Here is a 17,118-nt window from a genome sequence, read left to right on the forward strand (position 1 = left end):
CTTTTTTACCGATATATCGGTATTGTAAAACCCTTACTATTTATTTAGTAAGGGTTTTTTCGTTTTTTTTAATCTGAGAGTTTTATGAAAATAATAGCAAAACTATGATAATACTAACTTTTCTTATTAAACATACTATCTAAAATAGTGTTAATTCCTTTCGCCAATAATATAATAGCAATTATACAAAAGATAAATGCTATAATTAGTAATACGATAAATAGAGATTTATCCTGATTATTTAAGGCTAAATGTATTAGGCTAGGACCTAAAAACATAAAAATTAAGCAAATTAAGAGTTGTTTCAGGCCCTTTGTTAATATTTCCTTATCTGTTCGATTACTTTCGTCCATGATTAATACTTTCTCTTACTGATTTATATTTCATTAATAATTGGGTCGCTTCTGATTGTTCAATATGTAATTCTTGCATTATCATTTTTACGCCTCTATTTACAAGTTTGTCATTGCTAAGTTGCATATCTACCATTTTATTACCCTTCACTTTACCTAGTTGAATCATGCATGTTGTTGAAATTGTATTAAGTACTAGTTTTTGGGCAGTTCCAGCTTTCATTCTTGAACTACCAGTTAAAAACTCAGGACCCACCATAACTTCAATAGGATATTTTGCTGTTAACGATATAGGACTATTATGATTACAAGTAATACATCCCGTTAAAATGCTATTAGAATTACATTGTTCTAAAGTGTGAAGTACATAAGGAGTAGTACCTGATGCTGCAATACCAATCACAGTATCATTTTGTGATATATTTAAATTTTCTAAATCTTTCCAGCCTTGTGTTCTTGAATCTTCTGCATTTTCTACAGCTTTTCGAATGGCTTTATCTCCACCAGCAATTATTCCAATTACTAAATTATCTGAAACTCCGAATGTAGGTGGACATTCTGACGCATCCAAAATCCCTAATCTACCACTAGTTCCAGCTCCAATATATATAATTCTACCACCATTCTTAAGTTTGGGAATAATTCTATTTATTAATGCTTCTATTTGTGGTAAAGATTTTTCAACGGCTAAAGAAACGAGTTTATCTTCATTATTTATATTAGTGATAATCTCATTTACAGACATGCTATCGAGATTATTATATTTTGATTCTTGTTCTGTTATTTTTGTAAACGTCATAAGTTGAAGGTAAGAATAATAATTATATAGGATGCTATTTAGTTAAGCTTGATTAATATACTAATTAAATTTACTGGATTTTAATCTAAATAAAACTATTCTACTGTATAAATAACTTGTTCAACTTCTGATAATCGAAAATAACCAAATGGATAATTTTCCTCGTTAGTTGTGTTTATACAATTTCCTCGAACTGTAGCTGGTTGTGTTTCAAAAGGCCCACCTCCATCTTCGCTTCCTTGTTGTAATAAGATAAACATAAACTCATAGTACTGCTCAGATACACCAAAATGGCGAATAGTTAATTCATTTCCTGATTCTAAATCTTCTTCAGAATAAAAACCAAAAATTTGATTCCCATCTATAAATCTATCATCGCCAACATCTAGGGATGGAGAGTCCGAAATATCAGTAAAATATTCAAAGAAATAATAATTGTCTGTTTCAGCAGGATCTGTAAAATAAACTTTAATTTCAATCTCATCGCCAAAGAAACTTCCTTCATCATCTTGCTCAATATAATCAATTGGAGCAACTGATTTTAAAGTTTCTGTAGCTGTATATACTTCATTATTATAATTTATAAATAATGTATACTCTCCATCAATAATTGGGATAAAATCAGAATTTCTATAAATACCAGTTTCATTCTCTTCAATAAATGAAAACGTATTACCATTAGTATCAAATATTTGTACCAAAGCATTGTTAGCTGGTGGAATAATTTCATCAAAGAATGGTGCTGAAAGAGTTAGTTTTATAAACTGTTCGTTTCCTGAAGTGTTTTTATACCAATCTATGGAGGCTTCAATAACTAATCTTGGTTCAACTTCATTTAAATCTACATCAATTACATCTTCACAAGAATATAAAAACGTACATATTATTAAAAAACAGAAAACTTTTTTCATGTGTTAAAATTTAAAATTATAAGATATTGATGGTACCATTCCGAAAATCGCCAATTTAACTGCTTCATTGTTACTTGTGTCGCTATTTTCACCAAAAGATATGCTGGCAGCATTTTTACGTCCGTAGACATTATAAATTCCGAATACCCATTCACCTTTAAAATTCTTTTTACTTTCTGGTTTTGGTGTATATATGGTTGATAAATCTAACCGATGATATGCTGGTAATCTACTTGAGTTTCTGGCTTCATAATTTGGTATTACTAGTCCGTTATATTCATATTGACTATTAGGATACGTAGTGGGTTGTCCGGTTTGAAAAATAAAATTAGAACTAAATGACCATTTTTTATTGAGCTCGTAACTTCCGGTTAGTGAAACATCATGAGTTTTATCGTATGCCGTGCTATACCATTGTCCACTATTAATTCCTGTTTCAATAGGAGTTCGTCCTGGTGTTCTTTGCTCAGATTTTGATAATGTATATGCTAACCATCCGGTAAATCGACCTTCATTTTTTCTGAGTAAGACTTCTAATCCGTAAGCTCTTGCTTCTCCATTTAAAATTATTTGTTCAATGGCATCATTGGCAATTAAATCTGCACCATCAACATAATCAATTCGGTTTTTAATGGTTTTATAAAAGCTTTCAATTTCAATTGAAAATGTATTATCCTTAAATGTTTTAAAGTAACCAACGGCAACTTGATCAAGTAACTGAGGTTTTACATATTTACCACTTGGCGTCCAAACATCTAGTGGAGTAGGAGAAGTTGTGTTTGATAATAGATGTAAATATTGACTCATTCTGTTATAACTTGCCTTCACTGAAGATACATCGTTTAATTGATATGCTATAGCTAGTCTTGGCTCTAAGTTAGTAAAGGATTCTATTACATCAGATCGGTTAAAACTTTCGGTTCCTATTGGTTCTGCTTTTTCATATATACCAATTTCCTCATTAAAGATTAAGGGAGAATCATTTTCATAAATATTTAATTCATCTTGGCCTAATCGATGGAACATACTTAGTCTAGCTCCATAACTGATACTAAGCTTATTACTCAATTTATGCTCAGCATCGATATAAACGGCATTTTCAAACGCGTATTTATCAATAAGTTTATAGGGATTAATTCCAGAAGTTTCCGTTGTAGGATTAATTTCACCAGGATTAAAATCGTAATACATACTGTTCAAACCATATTCAAGCTTAAAATTGTTGTTGATGTAGTGTTTAAAATCGTATTTTAAATTGAAGTTTTTTATACCCGAAACCCAGTCAAACTCTACAAAACTTAATTCTAAACCATAATAGTAATCAGAATAAATTAATGATAAATTTGAAAATAGTTTATCTGAAAACAAATGATTCCATCGGAAATTCAATACAGAATTTCCAAATGTATTTTGAAAGCTATCAGAAATTTCAAATACATCTCTGCCAAAATATCCTGACAAATAAATATTATTATTTGTATTAATATTATAACTCAGTTTAGTATTTAAATCATAAAAATAAGCTTTGCTATCAATATCAAAAAGTGGTAAAAATAAATGGGCGTAACTGCTTCTACCTCCAATTAAAAAAGAGCCTTTGTCTTTTTTTATAGGACCTTCAGCCAATAATCTACTAGAGATCAAGCCAATTCCTCCATTCATATGAAATGATTTACTATTCCCTTCTTTTTGATAAATATCTAAAACTGAAGATACACGTCCACCATATTTAGCAGGAATTCCTCCTTTGTACAATTTTAAATCTTTAATGGCATCTGGATTAAAAACAGAGAAGAAACCAAATAAATGAGACGAATTAAATATGGTAGCTTCATCTAATAGGATAAGATTTTGATCTGCTGCACCACCTCGTACATTAAAACCTGAAGCACCTTCACCGGCATTAGTTACACCTGGAAGTAAGGTAATAGATTTAATAACATCGACCTCACCCAAAACCACAGGCATATTCTTTATGGTTTTTATTGATAAAGAATTAACACTCATCTGAGGTTTCTTAATGTTTAGTTTTTCAATATTTTCTGTGATTACAACTTCGTCTAAGCTTTCAGTAGCTTCTAATAATTTATAGTTTTTAGTAAGGTCTGATAAAAGTACTACAGATTCATTTACTGTTGTAAAACCTAAATAGCTAATTTGTATATCATAAGTGCCAGCTGGCAGCGTAATAGAGTAGAAGCCATATTCATTGGACATGGTTCCTGTCTGTAATTCTGGAATTATAATATTTACGCCAATGAGTGTTTCATTACTTTGGTTATCAGTTATCGTTCCACTTAATGTGAACTTTTCTTGAGCATAGAGATTAATGCTGCATAAAAATAGGCAGAGAAAAAATCCTCTGGATAGTATTTTCATATGTGATGAATATTATATTGATTGATGATGACTTTCTGTTATAACGAATAACTAATGTAGTTGTTACACTAAAAGTAATTTAAAAGCATAAAAAAAGCTTCTCGAAAGAAGCTTTTTAACAAAATCTTAATGTATAATAATTAAGTAATTAATTCATAATTGTATTAAATGCTTTACTTGGACGCATAGCATTAGATACTAGTTCTTCATTTGGATAATAATAGCCATCAATATTTACAGATTCACCTTGGCAATCTATTAATTCTTTCACTATCGTATCTTCATTAGTGGAAAGTTCTTTAAATATTTTTGAAAATTCAGTTTTAAGATCAGCGTCTTTATCTTGATTAGCTAATGCTTCAGCCCAATATAAAGCCAAATAAAAATGACTTCCTCTATTGTCTAATTCATTTACCTTTCTTGAAGGCCCTTTTCTATTTTCTAATAATTTATCAGAAGCATCATCTAAAGTTTCTCCTAAAATGCTCGCTTTTTTATTGTTATTTACAATAGAAAAATGTTCAAGAGAAACAGCTAATGCTAAGAACTCTCCTAGAGAATCCCAACGTAAGTGATCTTCTTCAACAAACTGCTGAACATGTTTTGGAGCAGATCCACCAGCACCAGTTTCAAATAAACCACCACCATTCATTAAAGGAACAATAGATAACATTTTTGCACTTGTACCTACTTCTAATATAGGAAACAAATCAGTTAAATAATCTCTTAACACATTTCCTGTTACAGAAATAGTGTCATCTCCAGCCTTAAGACGTTCTAATGTGAAATTTGTAGCATCGATTGGTGATAAAATTCTAAGATCTAATCCGTCAGTATCGTGATCTTTAAGGTATGTATTTACCTTTCTTATCAATTCTGCATCATGCGCTCTGTTTTTATCTAACCAAAAAACAGCTGGTGTTTGGGAAGCTCTAGCTCTTGTAACAGCTAACTTTACCCAATCTTGAATTGGTGCATCTTTAACTTGACACATTCTCCAGATATCTCCAGTTTCAACTTTATGGCTTATTAATACATTTCCGTTATTATCAACAACTTCTACTTTGCCATCTGCTGAAATTTCAAATGTTTTATCATGAGAACCGTATTCTTCAGCTTTTTGAGCCATAAGACCTACGTTAGGTACTGTTCCCATTGTAGTAGGATCAAAGGCACCATGTTTTTTACAGAAATCTATAGTGGCGATGTAAACACCAGCATAACTGCTGTCTGGTATTACTGCTTTTGTATCTTGTTGATTTCCTTCTGCATTCCACATTTGACCAGATGTTCTAATCATTGCAGGCATAGAAGCATCAATAATGACGTCACTTGGCACATGTAGATTAGTAATTCCTCTATCAGAATTTACCATAGCTAAATCGGCACTATGATCTAAGGCAAAACGAATATCATCTCTAATTTCATCGCGTTTATCTTCCGGAAGTTCACTTAATTTTTCAAGTAAATTTCCAAAGCCATTATTTACGTCTACACCTATTTCATCAAAGGTTTTACCATGCTTCTCAAATAAATCTTTAAAAAATATTCTTACGGCATGTCCAAAAATAATTGGGTCAGATACTTTCATCATAGTTGCTTTCATATGTAAAGAAAACAAAACACTTTGATCTAAAGCATCCTCAACTTGTTCTTCTAAAAACTCAAGTAATGCCTTTTTACTCATTACTGTAGCGTCGATAATTTCGCCTTTAAGTAAACTTAAATTCTCTTTTAAATTAGTGGCATTACCTTTAGAATCTGTATGTACAATTTTTACGGTTGTTTTATCTGCAAGCGTAACTGATTTTTCATTGTGAGCAAAATCTCCTTCAGACATTGTTGCCACATGCGTTTTAGAATCTGCCGTCCAAGCTCCCATACTATGAGGATTTTTCTTAGCGTAATTCTTAACTGCTTTTGGTGCACGTCTATCAGAATTTCCTTCTCTTAAGACAGGATTTACTGCACTACCTTTTATCTTATCGTAACGAGATTTAATTTCCTTTTCAGATTCATTTTGAGGCTCATCTGGATAATTAGGAATTTTAAATCCTTTATTTTGTAATTCTTCAATGGCAGCAGTAAGTTGCGGGACAGATGCACTAATATTTGGAAGTTTAATAATATTAGCTTCTGGTTTTTTAGCTAATTCGCCCAATTCTGCAAGTGCGTCAGCTACTTTTTGATCTTCAGTTAAAAAATCTGGAAAAGTTGCTAAAATTCTAGCTGCTAAGGATATATCTTTTGTTTCAATAGAAATACCAGAAGACTTTGTAAATGCTTTAACAATTGGTAAAAATGAACGTGTTGCTAAAGCTGGTGCTTCATCCGTTTTTGTATAAACAATCTTTGCTGTTTTTGTCATAAGTCTAGTAAATAGTTTGAAAAATAATTAGCTTAAAATTAAGCAGAGCAAATATACGAAAACGTTTGATTTTTCACGTGCTAGATTTGCACTAAAGCACGCTATTATTTAAAGAATCAATAAATTTTTGCTTAAAATAATCGATTTATTATTTTATCTTAATATTGAAGCTTTTTAGCAATCCAGAAATGTTTTCATTAGAAAAAGAAGCTTTATTTAATTGATTTACGGAAGGATTGATATTAAAGTTAATGGCAGAAGTAAAGTCTGCACTTTCTAGATTGGTTCTATTAAACGTTGATCCGCTTAAATCACAGTCTTTAAATACGACTTGTTTTGCTTCGGATTCAGTAAAATCTGCTTGATGAATTGTACAATTTTGAAACTCAGTAAGGTTAATTTTTAATTGATAGAAACTACTGAAATTTAAAATGCAATTAATAAATTTAAACGATAACAAAAAGGCATTACAATTTTGAAATAGAACACCAAGTAATTTACAATCTTTGAAAGATACGTCGTTGAAGGTTGTGTTAATAACGTTGACATTGCTAAAATTACAATCTATGAAGTTGCATTCTATAAAATTAATGTTTGAAATGTCTGAGTTTTCAAACGTACAGTTGGTAAACGTACAATCTGTATATTCAGCTTTTGGGAGTAGGTTTACGGTGTAATTTTCGCTCTTAAAATCGTGTTGATCGAATAAAAGTAAGTTCATTCTTTAATTTTTCTTAATTGTATTTGTTTGTCATCCCACAATAGAACTTTATAATACACCGAAAATTTTTCAGCAGGTGTTTTTTTCCATTCCTTCTTGGTGTAGATTAGGTTAACTACATTGTTTTCTAAACTAAATGACTTTAAGTGAAATAGGGTTGAGCCTACTGGGCAAAATATGTATTTAATATGATGTAATTTTCCTATGGAATCAAAATTAATGAGTTCTTGTTTATCTCTAACATTTGAAATTAAGAATTTTAATTCGGCTTCAGTTAAACCATTTTTTTTATAAAGGGAATCTTTAATTTTTTTAATTGGGTTTGTAGAAATTAAGCTTATGGTATCTTGTTCTAACCAATTCCTTAATATATAAGGATTTTGCTTTTTAATAGTCCATGTGTTAGTATGCAATATAGCAAGCGAATCTCGTTGAGCATTACTCTGTGAAGTCAAAAGTAGGATGATAATGAGGAATAAAGGTTTCATTATATTAAGGATAGACGTTTTTATATAAAATAAGAACTAATGGTTTAATGATCTAGTGTATTTAATCCAAACAAAAAAAAAGCCATATCATTCAGAATTATCTGTGTTGACATGGCTTTCATAGAAACAGAACTATTATGACTTACTTAGCTTTCACTAACTCAACTAAATGACCAGCGTCAAAAGTTTTTCAGTACATCAGTATCTGATTCAAATTCGAAACATTTTATATCTTTCAAAATGTATTGACCTGATATTACTTTGTTTCTTAGGTTTGTTTTTCTTGATGTTTTTCTGATAAATATTCAAATACTCGAGTATCTATTAGGGAACATTGCTCATCCTTTTCGTGTGCACTTTCGATTCCACTACTTTTTCAGAACTTTTCACTTTTCTACTATAACCTACACAAGCATGTTATCTTATAAAAGCTTCATGATCGTTTTACAAACACTTGTTAACACAAGTTGCTACACAATCTCAAAAAACAACCTCATTACATAAAGAACGAATCTCTAACGACAACTAACATTAATTTGAAATAGGATTCAAAAAACAAACTAGGTTTGTTATTAATTGTTTCACTAAATTACATAATTAAATTTGAAATCGCTATAGTTTTAACATTTTAGATATCAACACCTTATGAACCGTAGTTGTTAACAATTGTTAAAAACGAAAAGAGCCTTCTGATACAGAAGGCTCTTTTTGTTTTTATATAAGTTTGAATTATCTTCTAACTTCTTTGATTCTTGCTTTTTTACCAGTAAGACCTCTAAAGTAGTAAATTCTAGCTCTACGTACTTTACCACGTTTGTTAACTTCTACTTTCTGTAAAGCTGGTAAGTTCACTGGGAAAATACGCTCTACACCAATAGTTCCTGACATTTTACGGATAGTAAACGTTTCAGAAGATCCACTTCCTTTACGTTGTAATACTACACCTCTAAAAAACTGAGTACGTACTTTTTCACCTTCTCTAATTTCATAGTAAACAGTGATTGTATCACCAGCACTAAATTCTGGAAAGTCTTTACGAGTTACAAATTCGTCTTGTACAAATTTTACTAAAGAATTCATTTTGTTTTGTTTATAATTTTTGATTCAAAGCAACATTCACGATTCTCGCCAGAGGTTGGTCTAAATTGGTTTGCAAAAGTAGTGCTTTTTATAAAATATGCAATGCTTTAGTATATTATTTTTTGTGGGATTATTTATTAATTGTCAATCGATGACGATAATTAATACTGAAACTAATTCTCAGAATCTTTCTTTGATAATTCTGTTATGACAAACATTAATAAACCAATAGCAAAAATTAAATACGATAAACTTCTAACAATATTAGAAATACCTTGAATTTGTAATAGAGTGTCCATACTGTATCTGCCTGCCATTATTGTAATTATTAGGCTTACAACATATTTAATACAAAATAATAGATAACCAATAAATATGGTCCAAGTTGCTGGAGTTCTCTTTTTTATAATAAGTACAATTGTAGCAGCTAATATGATTAGCATAGAAATGCTACTAATTATCTGACCAATAGAAAATAGAATTTGTGTAGAACTATCCATAATTTAATATTTTACTGTTTATCATCTAAAAGATCAGGACGTCTTTCTTGTGTTCTTTTATAGGCTTGCTCTTCTCGCCATTTTTCAATTTTAGCAAAATTACCACTAAATAGTACTTCAGGCACTTTCATACCATCATACTCTCTAGGTTTTGTGTAAATTGGTGGTGCTAATAAATTATCTTGAAACGAGTCTGTTAAAGCAGACGTTTCATTACCAAGTACGCCAGGAATTAATCGAATTACGGCATCACACAAAACAGCTGCACCTAATTCTCCACCAGAAAGCACATAGTCACCTATAGATATTTCTCTTGTAATAAATTTATCTCGTACACGTTGATCTACGCCTTTATAATGTCCGCAAAGAATAATTATATTTTCTTTTAAAGACGTTTGGTTGGCAATGCTTTGGTTGAGTTGTTCACCATCTGGTGTCATATAGATAATTTCGTCGTAATTACGTTCTGCTTGTAATTTTGAAATACATTTGTCTATTGGTGCAATACTCATTACCATACCAGCACCTCCTCCAAATTGAGTATCATCAATTGACTTGTAATTACCAGTTGCAAAATCTCTTAAGTTATGAAAGTGAATTTCTACCAGACCTGCTTCTATTGCTCTCTTCAGTATAGAGGCTTCAAACGGACTTTGTAAAAGTTCTGGTAAAACGGTAATAATATCTATACGCATGATTTATGTTAATTGGCTGCGAAGATAAGATTTATTGTTATGTTTTTTAATAAAGTCTAATTTTAGTATTGTTATGGAATGATGATTGTTAATATTCCATTTATTAGAGTTTATTTATCTGAATCAATAAGATCTTGAATTACTTCAGACGTTAATTCAAAGCCTTTTAGATCTGGCCATCCTTCCCATACTACAATGCCATTTGGATCAATAATTACGCAATGTGGTATGCCTCTAATTTCAAAAATATCATTTAAATGTTTATCGGTATCAATAGCACTATAATATTCTATTTCTGGGTAATTGAGTTTTTCAACTGTGGCTTCTGTTTCATCACTTAATCCAATGACAACTAGATTTTCACTAAACTCTTTATGAAACTTATTTAATTTTGGAATAGATCTTAAACATGGTCCACACCAAGTAGCCCAAAAATCTATAAGTATAAATTTACCTTCCATCTCTGGTTTATCTGATAACCATTTTTCTACTACCAATTCTGGCGCTTCTTTATTTATAAAAGATTTAGCCCATAATTCTTTTTCTTGAGAAAATGCGTTGACACTTATAAGAACAATAATAATTAGAATAAGTTTTTTCATGTTTAATAGTCTTTAATGATAAGGTAATTTGGTTATTAATGCATTTTTAACATAGAGCTGTCCAAAACAAATTATTAAGTAAAAAATCATTGAATGTCTCTTTAGTTTGTTTCTTACCTAATTGTTTAATTTCAAATTTTGCTGTTTTACGATTCCAACTTAATGTAAGGTTAGTACATTCAATTTGTATATAGACATCATAAACCTTTTTTAGCGTCTTTAATTGTTCTTGAATATCGTTTTTAGATAAAAACTGCTTTTTTTCAATTGATTTTTCAATTAATTCAATATCTGCTTTATCAATAATTTTAAAGTTTCCTGATAATATAGACACTAATGAATTTTTATCAGTTAGTGAACGTATCAGTTCCATAATATTATAATACGATGTTTTCTCACTTTTATATTCTGAGTATTCATAACAGATCAGTTCATCTTCTTTAATTTTCATTCCAAATGGTACGAGGTTAAGATTAACATTTGTATCTGTGCCAAGTTGAGGGATTTCAAATTCAACATAAAACAAAGGAGAGATGGAATCTGTTACTATATCTTTTGTTGTAAAACTTTTAATGCCAAAATCTTCTGGTAAAATTTCGGAAAGTAATCTGTTTGAAGTGGTTTTTTTCATCCAATCACATCCGCTATAATCCGATTGTAACAAGGTGTAATTTCCATTAACATCCTTATAAGCACCAATAGATGAACTACAATTACAACCACATGTTGGGTATGAGCCAGAAATATATAGGTAACCATTTTTAGAATCGTCAATAATTTTTACGTCTGAAGTTTTACTTTCTAAATCCTCTAAATTTGAATAACAAGCTTGAACGTTATTCCATAAAAGTTGACTCAATTCACTTTTAGTTTGAGTAAATCCGATATAAGGAATTATAAAAGTAAATAAATATATTAGTCGTTTAGGCATTGCAACTTAACTGTTTGTTTTTCATTTTTTTTTATAAAAAAAATCCGTAATTAAAATTACGGATTTATATTATAATGTGTTAAAGAAATTTAATTAAGATTTATGCTTATTTAATTCATCTTGTAATTGACGTCTTACTTTTTGCTCTCGTTCTAATGCAGTGCGTCTGTGTTCTTCAAATTCAGTTTCAACTTCATCTAATTTGTGTTTAGCTTCTCGTGTTGCTGAATTACTACCTTTAAATTTGTAAATAAATAATAATAAAAATGCAAATAAAGCGCCAATAATAGACCACATAATTACATTGTAATTCGTTTTACTAGTCTGCATACCTAATAAGGCCATGTTATTTTTTTCAGAATCTGTTTGATCCAAAATGGTCTGAGTATCCACTAACTTTACTTTTAGATCTTCAATTTCCTTAGCTTGGTTACCTACAACTTTTTCAGAATTTTCTAGTTTTTTGTATGTAGTTTTTAACGAATCAAGAACATGTGCTTTTAAAGTTAAAAGCCAAGCATATTTTACAGCTTCATATTTTTGGCCATTGGTACCTCTAAAATTACCAGACTTCTTAAATATATATTCAAACTGACTATCTATTGTACCACTGTTTAATGACAACTTATCGTCCTCATCATCTGTGTTTGTTTGCGCGTTTAAATTTTGCAAACTAAGTGTAACTATAAGAATTACAGAAACTTTGGTTAGGAATTTCATCTAAAGATTAATTTTAGTTTTGATGGATTAATTGACTGCCAAGATAATAATTTTATGAGTATTACATAAACATTTATCAAACAAATAGCCTCACATTAAAGTAAGGCTATTTTATATACGATAGATATTATAATTTAGATGTTAAGCGTACTTAAATGTGATAAATTCGTAATATCATTTTCGTCTAAGCTATATTGATACAGTCCATTTGCTCCAATTAACACCAATATTCCATTGTTTATAATAACATCAAAGCTGTCAACATTTATAGAGGTAACTAACTGTGAATTATTAGGATCTGAAATATCAAAAACCTTAACTTCATCATCACAAACAAATAGATAATCGTTGTAAAGTCCTATTCCTATTGGTCGAGTTAAATTTCTCGATGATATTAAAACGGGATTAGTAATATCTGCAACATCATATATTTCTAATACATTAATGGTATTGCCACAGCCAATATTAGAGTGTAAGGTTACATAAGCATGTGTATCATTGGCAATAACAGGATCGCATGCCGTAAAATGTTCTACAGCAGAGAGATAACTAGGTTCTTCAGGATTATCTAAATCGTAAATAAACATGCCATTTCTAGAACCTATATATAAATAGTTCTTATAATTAAATAGAGTTTCAATATTCCATCCTATTGGTATGGTATTAATTTGAACAGGTTCTGCTGTATTAATTATACTAAACACATTTAAGTTAGTATCGTCAACAACGTATAGGTAATCGGTGTAAAGTGCAAATCTAGCAAGTGATCCACCTTGTCCGTTTTCAGAAAAGGAAGATGCATCATTGGAACTATCAGAATCACAGCTCAGAACTAAAAAAATAACGAGTAAAATTAAATAGATTTTTTTCATAGCTATTAGTTTATAAGTTCCCAGTTTACAATAATATCATCGTCTTCGAGAGCATAATAATATTCACCCTCTGGAGACCAAATTTGAGGAAATACATGTTCTAAACGTTTCGTAATTGTTAGAGTTTCTGAAGATTCGTCAATTGTAAATGCAATTAAATCTGTAGCATTATTGGCGTATATAATGTCTTCCTTTATACTTAAATCTGAAGAGCCAAGTACTTTTATAAAGGCAATATTTTGTGGATTTGAAGGGTCTGAATTATTGATAAGGTGGAAGCCTTCATTTACCTCGTTAATAAAAATATAGTTTCCTTTTACGTATATTTTTCCTGAATTTTCTATAGCTCGTGGCGTGTTTTCAAGCATAGTTGTAGATTCAAAAGCAGTACGCTTAATAATTACAGGCTCGTAATTAGATGTCATAATGAAGTCATCATCAACACCTCCAAAATGGATACAGCTATGTAGCAGCAATACCGAAACTACTGCCAGAAAAGCAAGTTTATTTTTCATAATTAAATTGATTAGTTGTTAAGAAGATGAAAAACTATGAAAAAGGTTGCGTTTAAATTTCATTAAATTACTAACAGCTTAACTTTTAAACAAAAAAAATCTTGCCAGCTGACAAGATTTTTTCTTTTTTTCCTTTTTCAATTATTCTAATAATAAGCATAGCGTCTTACTTTAGAAATATACTTTGCTAATCTAATAACTTGATGACTGTAGCCATACTCATTATCATACCATATATATAAGATGGCATTTTTACCATCTTTTCTTACAATTGTTGCTTTACTATCATAAATTGAAGGTGCAGAACTACCAACAATGTCACTAGACACAAGCTCATCACTCATCTCAAATTTAATTTGTTCTACCAAATCACCTTCTAGCGCATATTTTTTCATGATGGTATTCATGCTTTCCACTGAAGTTTCATTTTTTAATTCTAAACTAAGAATTGCTAAAGATCCATTAGGCACTGGTACTCTAATAGCGTTAGATGTTAATTTTCCTTCTAACGATGGTAATGCTTTGCTAACCGCTTTTCCTGCGCCAGTTTCAGTAATTACCATATTAAGAGCAGCAGCGCGTCCTCGTCTGTATTTACCATGAAAATTATCCACAAGATTCTGATCGTTGGTATATGCATGAATGGTTTCTAAATGACCAGTTTTAATACCGAAAGAATCTTCTACTGCTTTTAAAATTGGCGTAATTGCATTTGTTGTACAAGATGCGGCTGAGAATATTTTTACTTTATCAGGATCGTTTTCCTTGTGGTTTACACCATGAACAATATTAGGAATGCCTTTTCCTGGTGCAGTTAATAAAACTTTATCTACACCTTTGGCTTTGAGGTGTCTGCTTAATGCTTCTTTATCTCTAAAAGCGCCAGTATTATCTATAATTAAAGCATTTTTTATACCATACTTTGTATAATCAATATCTTCAGGCTTATTTGCAGAGATTATTTTCACTGTAGTTCCATTAATTATTAATGCAGAATTTTTTACATCAATACTTACCATACCAGAGAAATCTCCATGAACTGAATCATTTCTTAATAATGAAGCACGCTTTTCTAAAACAGTTTCGTTAATTTCTCCTCTAGTTACAATAGCTCTTAACCTTAATTGTGTGCCTTTTCCTGTGCGTGTCATTAATTCACGTGCTACCAAACGACCAATTCTGCCAAAACCATAAAGAACAACATTCTTTGGTTCAATAGGTTTATTTTGTTTTGAGTTACCAAGTTTAGCCGCTACAAAAGCAGTAGCATTGCTATATTTTTGGTCTTCCATATGAAACTCATAAGTTAACTTACCAATATCTAATTTGGCAGGAGGGAAGTTTAAAGCATTAATGGCTTGTGCAATTTCAACAGAATCAAAAATAGAAATTGGTTTTTGTACAAATTCACCAGCATATTCATGCAGATTCAAAATTTCGCTTACATTTCTATCAATTAATTGATTTCTAAATAGAACTAATTCAATAGACTTATCATACCATAAGTCACTGATGATTTTTATAAATTCTACTGTTGCTCTGCGACGATCAGCTTGAAAAGCCAATTCCTTTTCGTAAGTGGCATTAAAACTCATATTTTTTTGTTTAGAGAATAAATTATTAGTTTATATTTTTTGCGAAAGTACTATATTTCAAACGTTTTCGTAGCACATTTTAACGAAAATAAAAACCCTTCAAAGAAAATTACTTTGAAGGGTTCATTTAACCTAAATTTAATGTCTCATTATCTAAAATGATAGACCACTTTCTCTCCGTTTTTATTTATCACTTCTAGCTGAAGCGCTTCATTGATATGCTTAGAAGTTATAGCACTTTTTGCATCATCAATTGTGTAAAGTTCTGTTCCGTTAATTTTAGTGATGATAGAACCTTCCTCAATACCGTTTTTATTCCAATAAGGTTTATAATTGTCATCAAAACGTGAAATCTTTACTCCATATTCAGTATTGTATTTTTTAAGTTCTTTTTTTGATGCATTTTTAATCATTCCTATATTCTGTAGATTATAAGTCGATGGTTTTAATAAAGTAACAGGAAGTGTTTCTTCTTCACCATCTCTCAATAAGGTTACATTTACCACGTCATCAGGACTTTTGGTTTTTAAATAACCAGATAAATCCGAAAACTTATTAATTTTAACGTTGTCTATTTTATTGATTATATCGCCAGATTGTATACCTGCTTTTTCTGCTCCTGTATCTTCTTGTACATCGCTAACGTAAAAACCTTCTGTAGTTGTTGTTCCTAATTCTTCAGCAGCTTTACTATTTAATGCACCACCAACAACACCTAGAATACCGTTTTGTACATTTCCATATTCCATAATGTCATTTACAATTTTGCGTGCAATATTACTTGGCACAGCAAAAGAATACCCAATGTAAGAACCTGTACGAGATGAAATAGCTGTATTAATGCCAATTAAATCACCATTTGTATTAACTAAAGCTCCTCCTGAATTTCCAGGATTTACAGCTGCATCAGTTTGTATAAACGACTGTGAATGGTTTCCAGATAAATCTCTTGATTTTGCACTTATAATTCCGGCTGTAACCGTAGAAGTTAGGTTAAAAGGATTGCCAACGGCTAAAACCCATTCACCAACTTTTGCATTATCAGAATCTCCAAAAGCCATAAACGGAAGGTCTTCATCAGTTTCAATTTTTAATAAAGCGATATCAGTAGATTCATCCGTACCTATCAACTCAGCCATATATGCTTTGTTATTATTTAAGGTAATGCTAATTTCGTTTGCATTTTTAATTACATGGTTATTGGTAACAATATAACCTGTTGGCGAAATTATTACACCACTACCTGTACCAACTTGTGCTCTTTGAGACTGACGACCAAAAAATAAATCTTGCATCGATGTTGGTGCACTAACGATAGATGTATTTTTTACATGGACTACGGCATCCAATGATTTTTCTGCAGACTCAATAAAATTTGGAGTATTTGCACTATTATTATTTACGTTATTGTAATTTGATGCTGGTACAAAGACTGGAGTATCAGCTGTGGTTTCTACCATTAAGGGTTTAGAATCTTTTTCAACAAATAATTTGTAACCACCTAAGGTTAAAAGGCCTCCTAATGCCGAAACAAAGACTAATGTTAGAATCTTCTTCATGTTTTTTTAGATTTAAGTATTACTATTCAT

The 17,118-nt window shown here is 30.6% G+C and carries 17 protein-coding genes; all 17 read right to left on the bottom strand.

Features of this window, described 5'->3' with window-relative positions; genetic code table 11:
- Positions 1-113: 113 nt before the first annotated feature.
- On the bottom strand, positions 114-353 hold the full coding sequence (locus tag Q0891_RS15495; RefSeq protein WP_299103096.1) for a DUF6095 family protein: 240 nt from the start codon (positions 351-353) through the stop codon (positions 114-116).
- Positions 340-1,152 carry an N-acetylmuramic acid 6-phosphate etherase gene (gene murQ, locus Q0891_RS15500; RefSeq protein ID WP_299103098.1) on the bottom strand — a complete coding sequence of 271 codons (813 nt, stop codon included), beginning with the start codon at positions 1,150-1,152 and terminating at the stop codon, positions 340-342. The genes Q0891_RS15495 and murQ overlap by 14 nt, the downstream gene beginning before the upstream one ends.
- Before the next feature lie 95 nt (positions 1,153-1,247).
- Positions 1,248-2,063 carry a DUF4249 domain-containing protein gene (locus Q0891_RS15505; RefSeq protein ID WP_299103100.1) on the bottom strand — a complete coding sequence of 272 codons (816 nt, stop codon included), beginning with the start codon at positions 2,061-2,063 and terminating at the stop codon, positions 1,248-1,250.
- 3 nt (positions 2,064-2,066) lie between these two features.
- On the bottom strand, positions 2,067-4,442 hold the full coding sequence (locus Q0891_RS15510; protein ID WP_299103102.1) for a TonB-dependent receptor: 2,376 nt from the start codon (positions 4,440-4,442) through the stop codon (positions 2,067-2,069).
- A 148-nt stretch (positions 4,443-4,590) separates the two neighbouring features.
- Positions 4,591-6,810 (bottom strand): NADP-dependent isocitrate dehydrogenase, encoded by a 2,220-nt coding sequence (locus Q0891_RS15515; protein WP_299103104.1) that lies wholly within the window; start codon positions 6,808-6,810, stop codon positions 4,591-4,593.
- A 148-nt stretch (positions 6,811-6,958) separates the two neighbouring features.
- Positions 6,959-7,531 carry a pentapeptide repeat-containing protein gene (locus tag Q0891_RS15520; RefSeq protein WP_299103106.1) on the bottom strand — a complete coding sequence of 191 codons (573 nt, stop codon included), beginning with the start codon at positions 7,529-7,531 and terminating at the stop codon, positions 6,959-6,961.
- A complete protein-coding gene (locus Q0891_RS15525; protein WP_299103108.1) occupies positions 7,528-8,019 on the bottom strand; it encodes a hypothetical protein in 492 nt (163 codons plus the stop codon). The genes Q0891_RS15520 and Q0891_RS15525 overlap by 4 nt, the downstream gene beginning before the upstream one ends.
- Before the next feature lie 729 nt (positions 8,020-8,748).
- A complete protein-coding gene (gene rplS / locus Q0891_RS15530; RefSeq protein ID WP_299103110.1) occupies positions 8,749-9,099 on the bottom strand; it encodes a 50S ribosomal protein L19 in 351 nt (116 codons plus the stop codon).
- A 173-nt stretch (positions 9,100-9,272) separates the two neighbouring features.
- Positions 9,273-9,599, bottom strand: coding sequence for a hypothetical protein (locus Q0891_RS15535; RefSeq protein WP_299103112.1), 327 nt, complete (start codon positions 9,597-9,599; stop codon positions 9,273-9,275).
- Positions 9,600-9,610: 11 nt separating this feature from the next.
- Positions 9,611-10,294, bottom strand: a complete 684-nt coding sequence (trmD, locus tag Q0891_RS15540) for a tRNA (guanosine(37)-N1)-methyltransferase TrmD (protein WP_299103114.1) — start codon at positions 10,292-10,294, stop codon at positions 9,611-9,613.
- A 110-nt stretch (positions 10,295-10,404) separates the two neighbouring features.
- The gene (locus tag Q0891_RS15545) at positions 10,405-10,896 is read right to left on the bottom strand and encodes a TlpA disulfide reductase family protein (protein WP_299103116.1); all 492 of its coding nucleotides are present in this window, start codon (positions 10,894-10,896) and stop codon (positions 10,405-10,407) included.
- Between the two features lie 46 nt (positions 10,897-10,942).
- Complete coding sequence (locus tag Q0891_RS15550; protein WP_299103118.1) at positions 10,943-11,755, bottom strand: hypothetical protein; 813 nt, start codon at positions 11,753-11,755, stop codon at positions 10,943-10,945.
- A 165-nt stretch (positions 11,756-11,920) separates the two neighbouring features.
- Positions 11,921-12,547: a tRNA (guanine-N1)-methyltransferase gene (locus tag Q0891_RS15555; protein ID WP_299103120.1), complete on the bottom strand. Its 627-nt coding sequence runs from the start codon at positions 12,545-12,547 to the stop codon at positions 11,921-11,923.
- A gap of 134 nt (positions 12,548-12,681) precedes the next feature.
- A complete protein-coding gene (locus tag Q0891_RS15560; RefSeq protein WP_299103122.1) occupies positions 12,682-13,419 on the bottom strand; it encodes a hypothetical protein in 738 nt (245 codons plus the stop codon).
- Positions 13,420-13,424: 5 nt separating this feature from the next.
- Positions 13,425-13,934, bottom strand: coding sequence for a hypothetical protein (locus Q0891_RS15565; protein WP_299103124.1), 510 nt, complete (start codon positions 13,932-13,934; stop codon positions 13,425-13,427).
- 146 nt (positions 13,935-14,080) lie between these two features.
- Positions 14,081-15,529, bottom strand: coding sequence for a glyceraldehyde-3-phosphate dehydrogenase (locus tag Q0891_RS15570; protein ID WP_299103126.1), 1,449 nt, complete (start codon positions 15,527-15,529; stop codon positions 14,081-14,083).
- Between the two features lie 149 nt (positions 15,530-15,678).
- Positions 15,679-17,088, bottom strand: coding sequence for a trypsin-like peptidase domain-containing protein (locus Q0891_RS15575; protein ID WP_299103128.1), 1,410 nt, complete (start codon positions 17,086-17,088; stop codon positions 15,679-15,681).
- Positions 17,089-17,118: the final 30 nt, after the last annotated feature.

This window comes from uncultured Winogradskyella sp., assembly GCF_947498005.1.
GTDB lineage: Bacteria > Bacteroidota > Bacteroidia > Flavobacteriales > Flavobacteriaceae > Winogradskyella.

Coding starts and splice junctions, on each gene's coding strand:
- Q0891_RS15510 (WP_299103102.1), bottom strand. CDS start 4,442: ATGAAAATACTATCCAGAGGATTTTTTCTCTGCCTATTTTTATGCAGC.
- Q0891_RS15520 (WP_299103106.1), bottom strand. CDS start 7,531: ATGAACTTACTTTTATTCGATCAACACGATTTTAAGAGCGAAAATTAC.
- Q0891_RS15515 (WP_299103104.1), bottom strand. CDS start 6,810: ATGACAAAAACAGCAAAGATTGTTTATACAAAAACGGATGAAGCACCA.
- Q0891_RS15525 (WP_299103108.1), bottom strand. CDS start 8,019: ATGAAACCTTTATTCCTCATTATCATCCTACTTTTGACTTCACAGAGT.
- Q0891_RS15505 (WP_299103100.1), bottom strand. CDS start 2,063: ATGAAAAAAGTTTTCTGTTTTTTAATAATATGTACGTTTTTATATTCT.
- Q0891_RS15555 (WP_299103120.1), bottom strand. CDS start 12,547: ATGAAATTCCTAACCAAAGTTTCTGTAATTCTTATAGTTACACTTAGT.
- Q0891_RS15545 (WP_299103116.1), bottom strand. CDS start 10,896: ATGAAAAAACTTATTCTAATTATTATTGTTCTTATAAGTGTCAACGCA.
- Q0891_RS15570 (WP_299103126.1), bottom strand. CDS start 15,529: ATGAGTTTTAATGCCACTTACGAAAAGGAATTGGCTTTTCAAGCTGAT.
- Q0891_RS15575 (WP_299103128.1), bottom strand. CDS start 17,088: ATGAAGAAGATTCTAACATTAGTCTTTGTTTCGGCATTAGGAGGCCTT.
- rplS (WP_299103110.1), bottom strand. CDS start 9,099: ATGAATTCTTTAGTAAAATTTGTACAAGACGAATTTGTAACTCGTAAA.
- trmD (WP_299103114.1), bottom strand. CDS start 10,294: ATGCGTATAGATATTATTACCGTTTTACCAGAACTTTTACAAAGTCCG.
- Q0891_RS15535 (WP_299103112.1), bottom strand. CDS start 9,599: ATGGATAGTTCTACACAAATTCTATTTTCTATTGGTCAGATAATTAGT.
- murQ (WP_299103098.1), bottom strand. CDS start 1,152: ATGACGTTTACAAAAATAACAGAACAAGAATCAAAATATAATAATCTC.
- Q0891_RS15560 (WP_299103122.1), bottom strand. CDS start 13,419: ATGAAAAAAATCTATTTAATTTTACTCGTTATTTTTTTAGTTCTGAGC.
- Q0891_RS15495 (WP_299103096.1), bottom strand. CDS start 353: ATGGACGAAAGTAATCGAACAGATAAGGAAATATTAACAAAGGGCCTG.
- Q0891_RS15565 (WP_299103124.1), bottom strand. CDS start 13,934: ATGAAAAATAAACTTGCTTTTCTGGCAGTAGTTTCGGTATTGCTGCTA.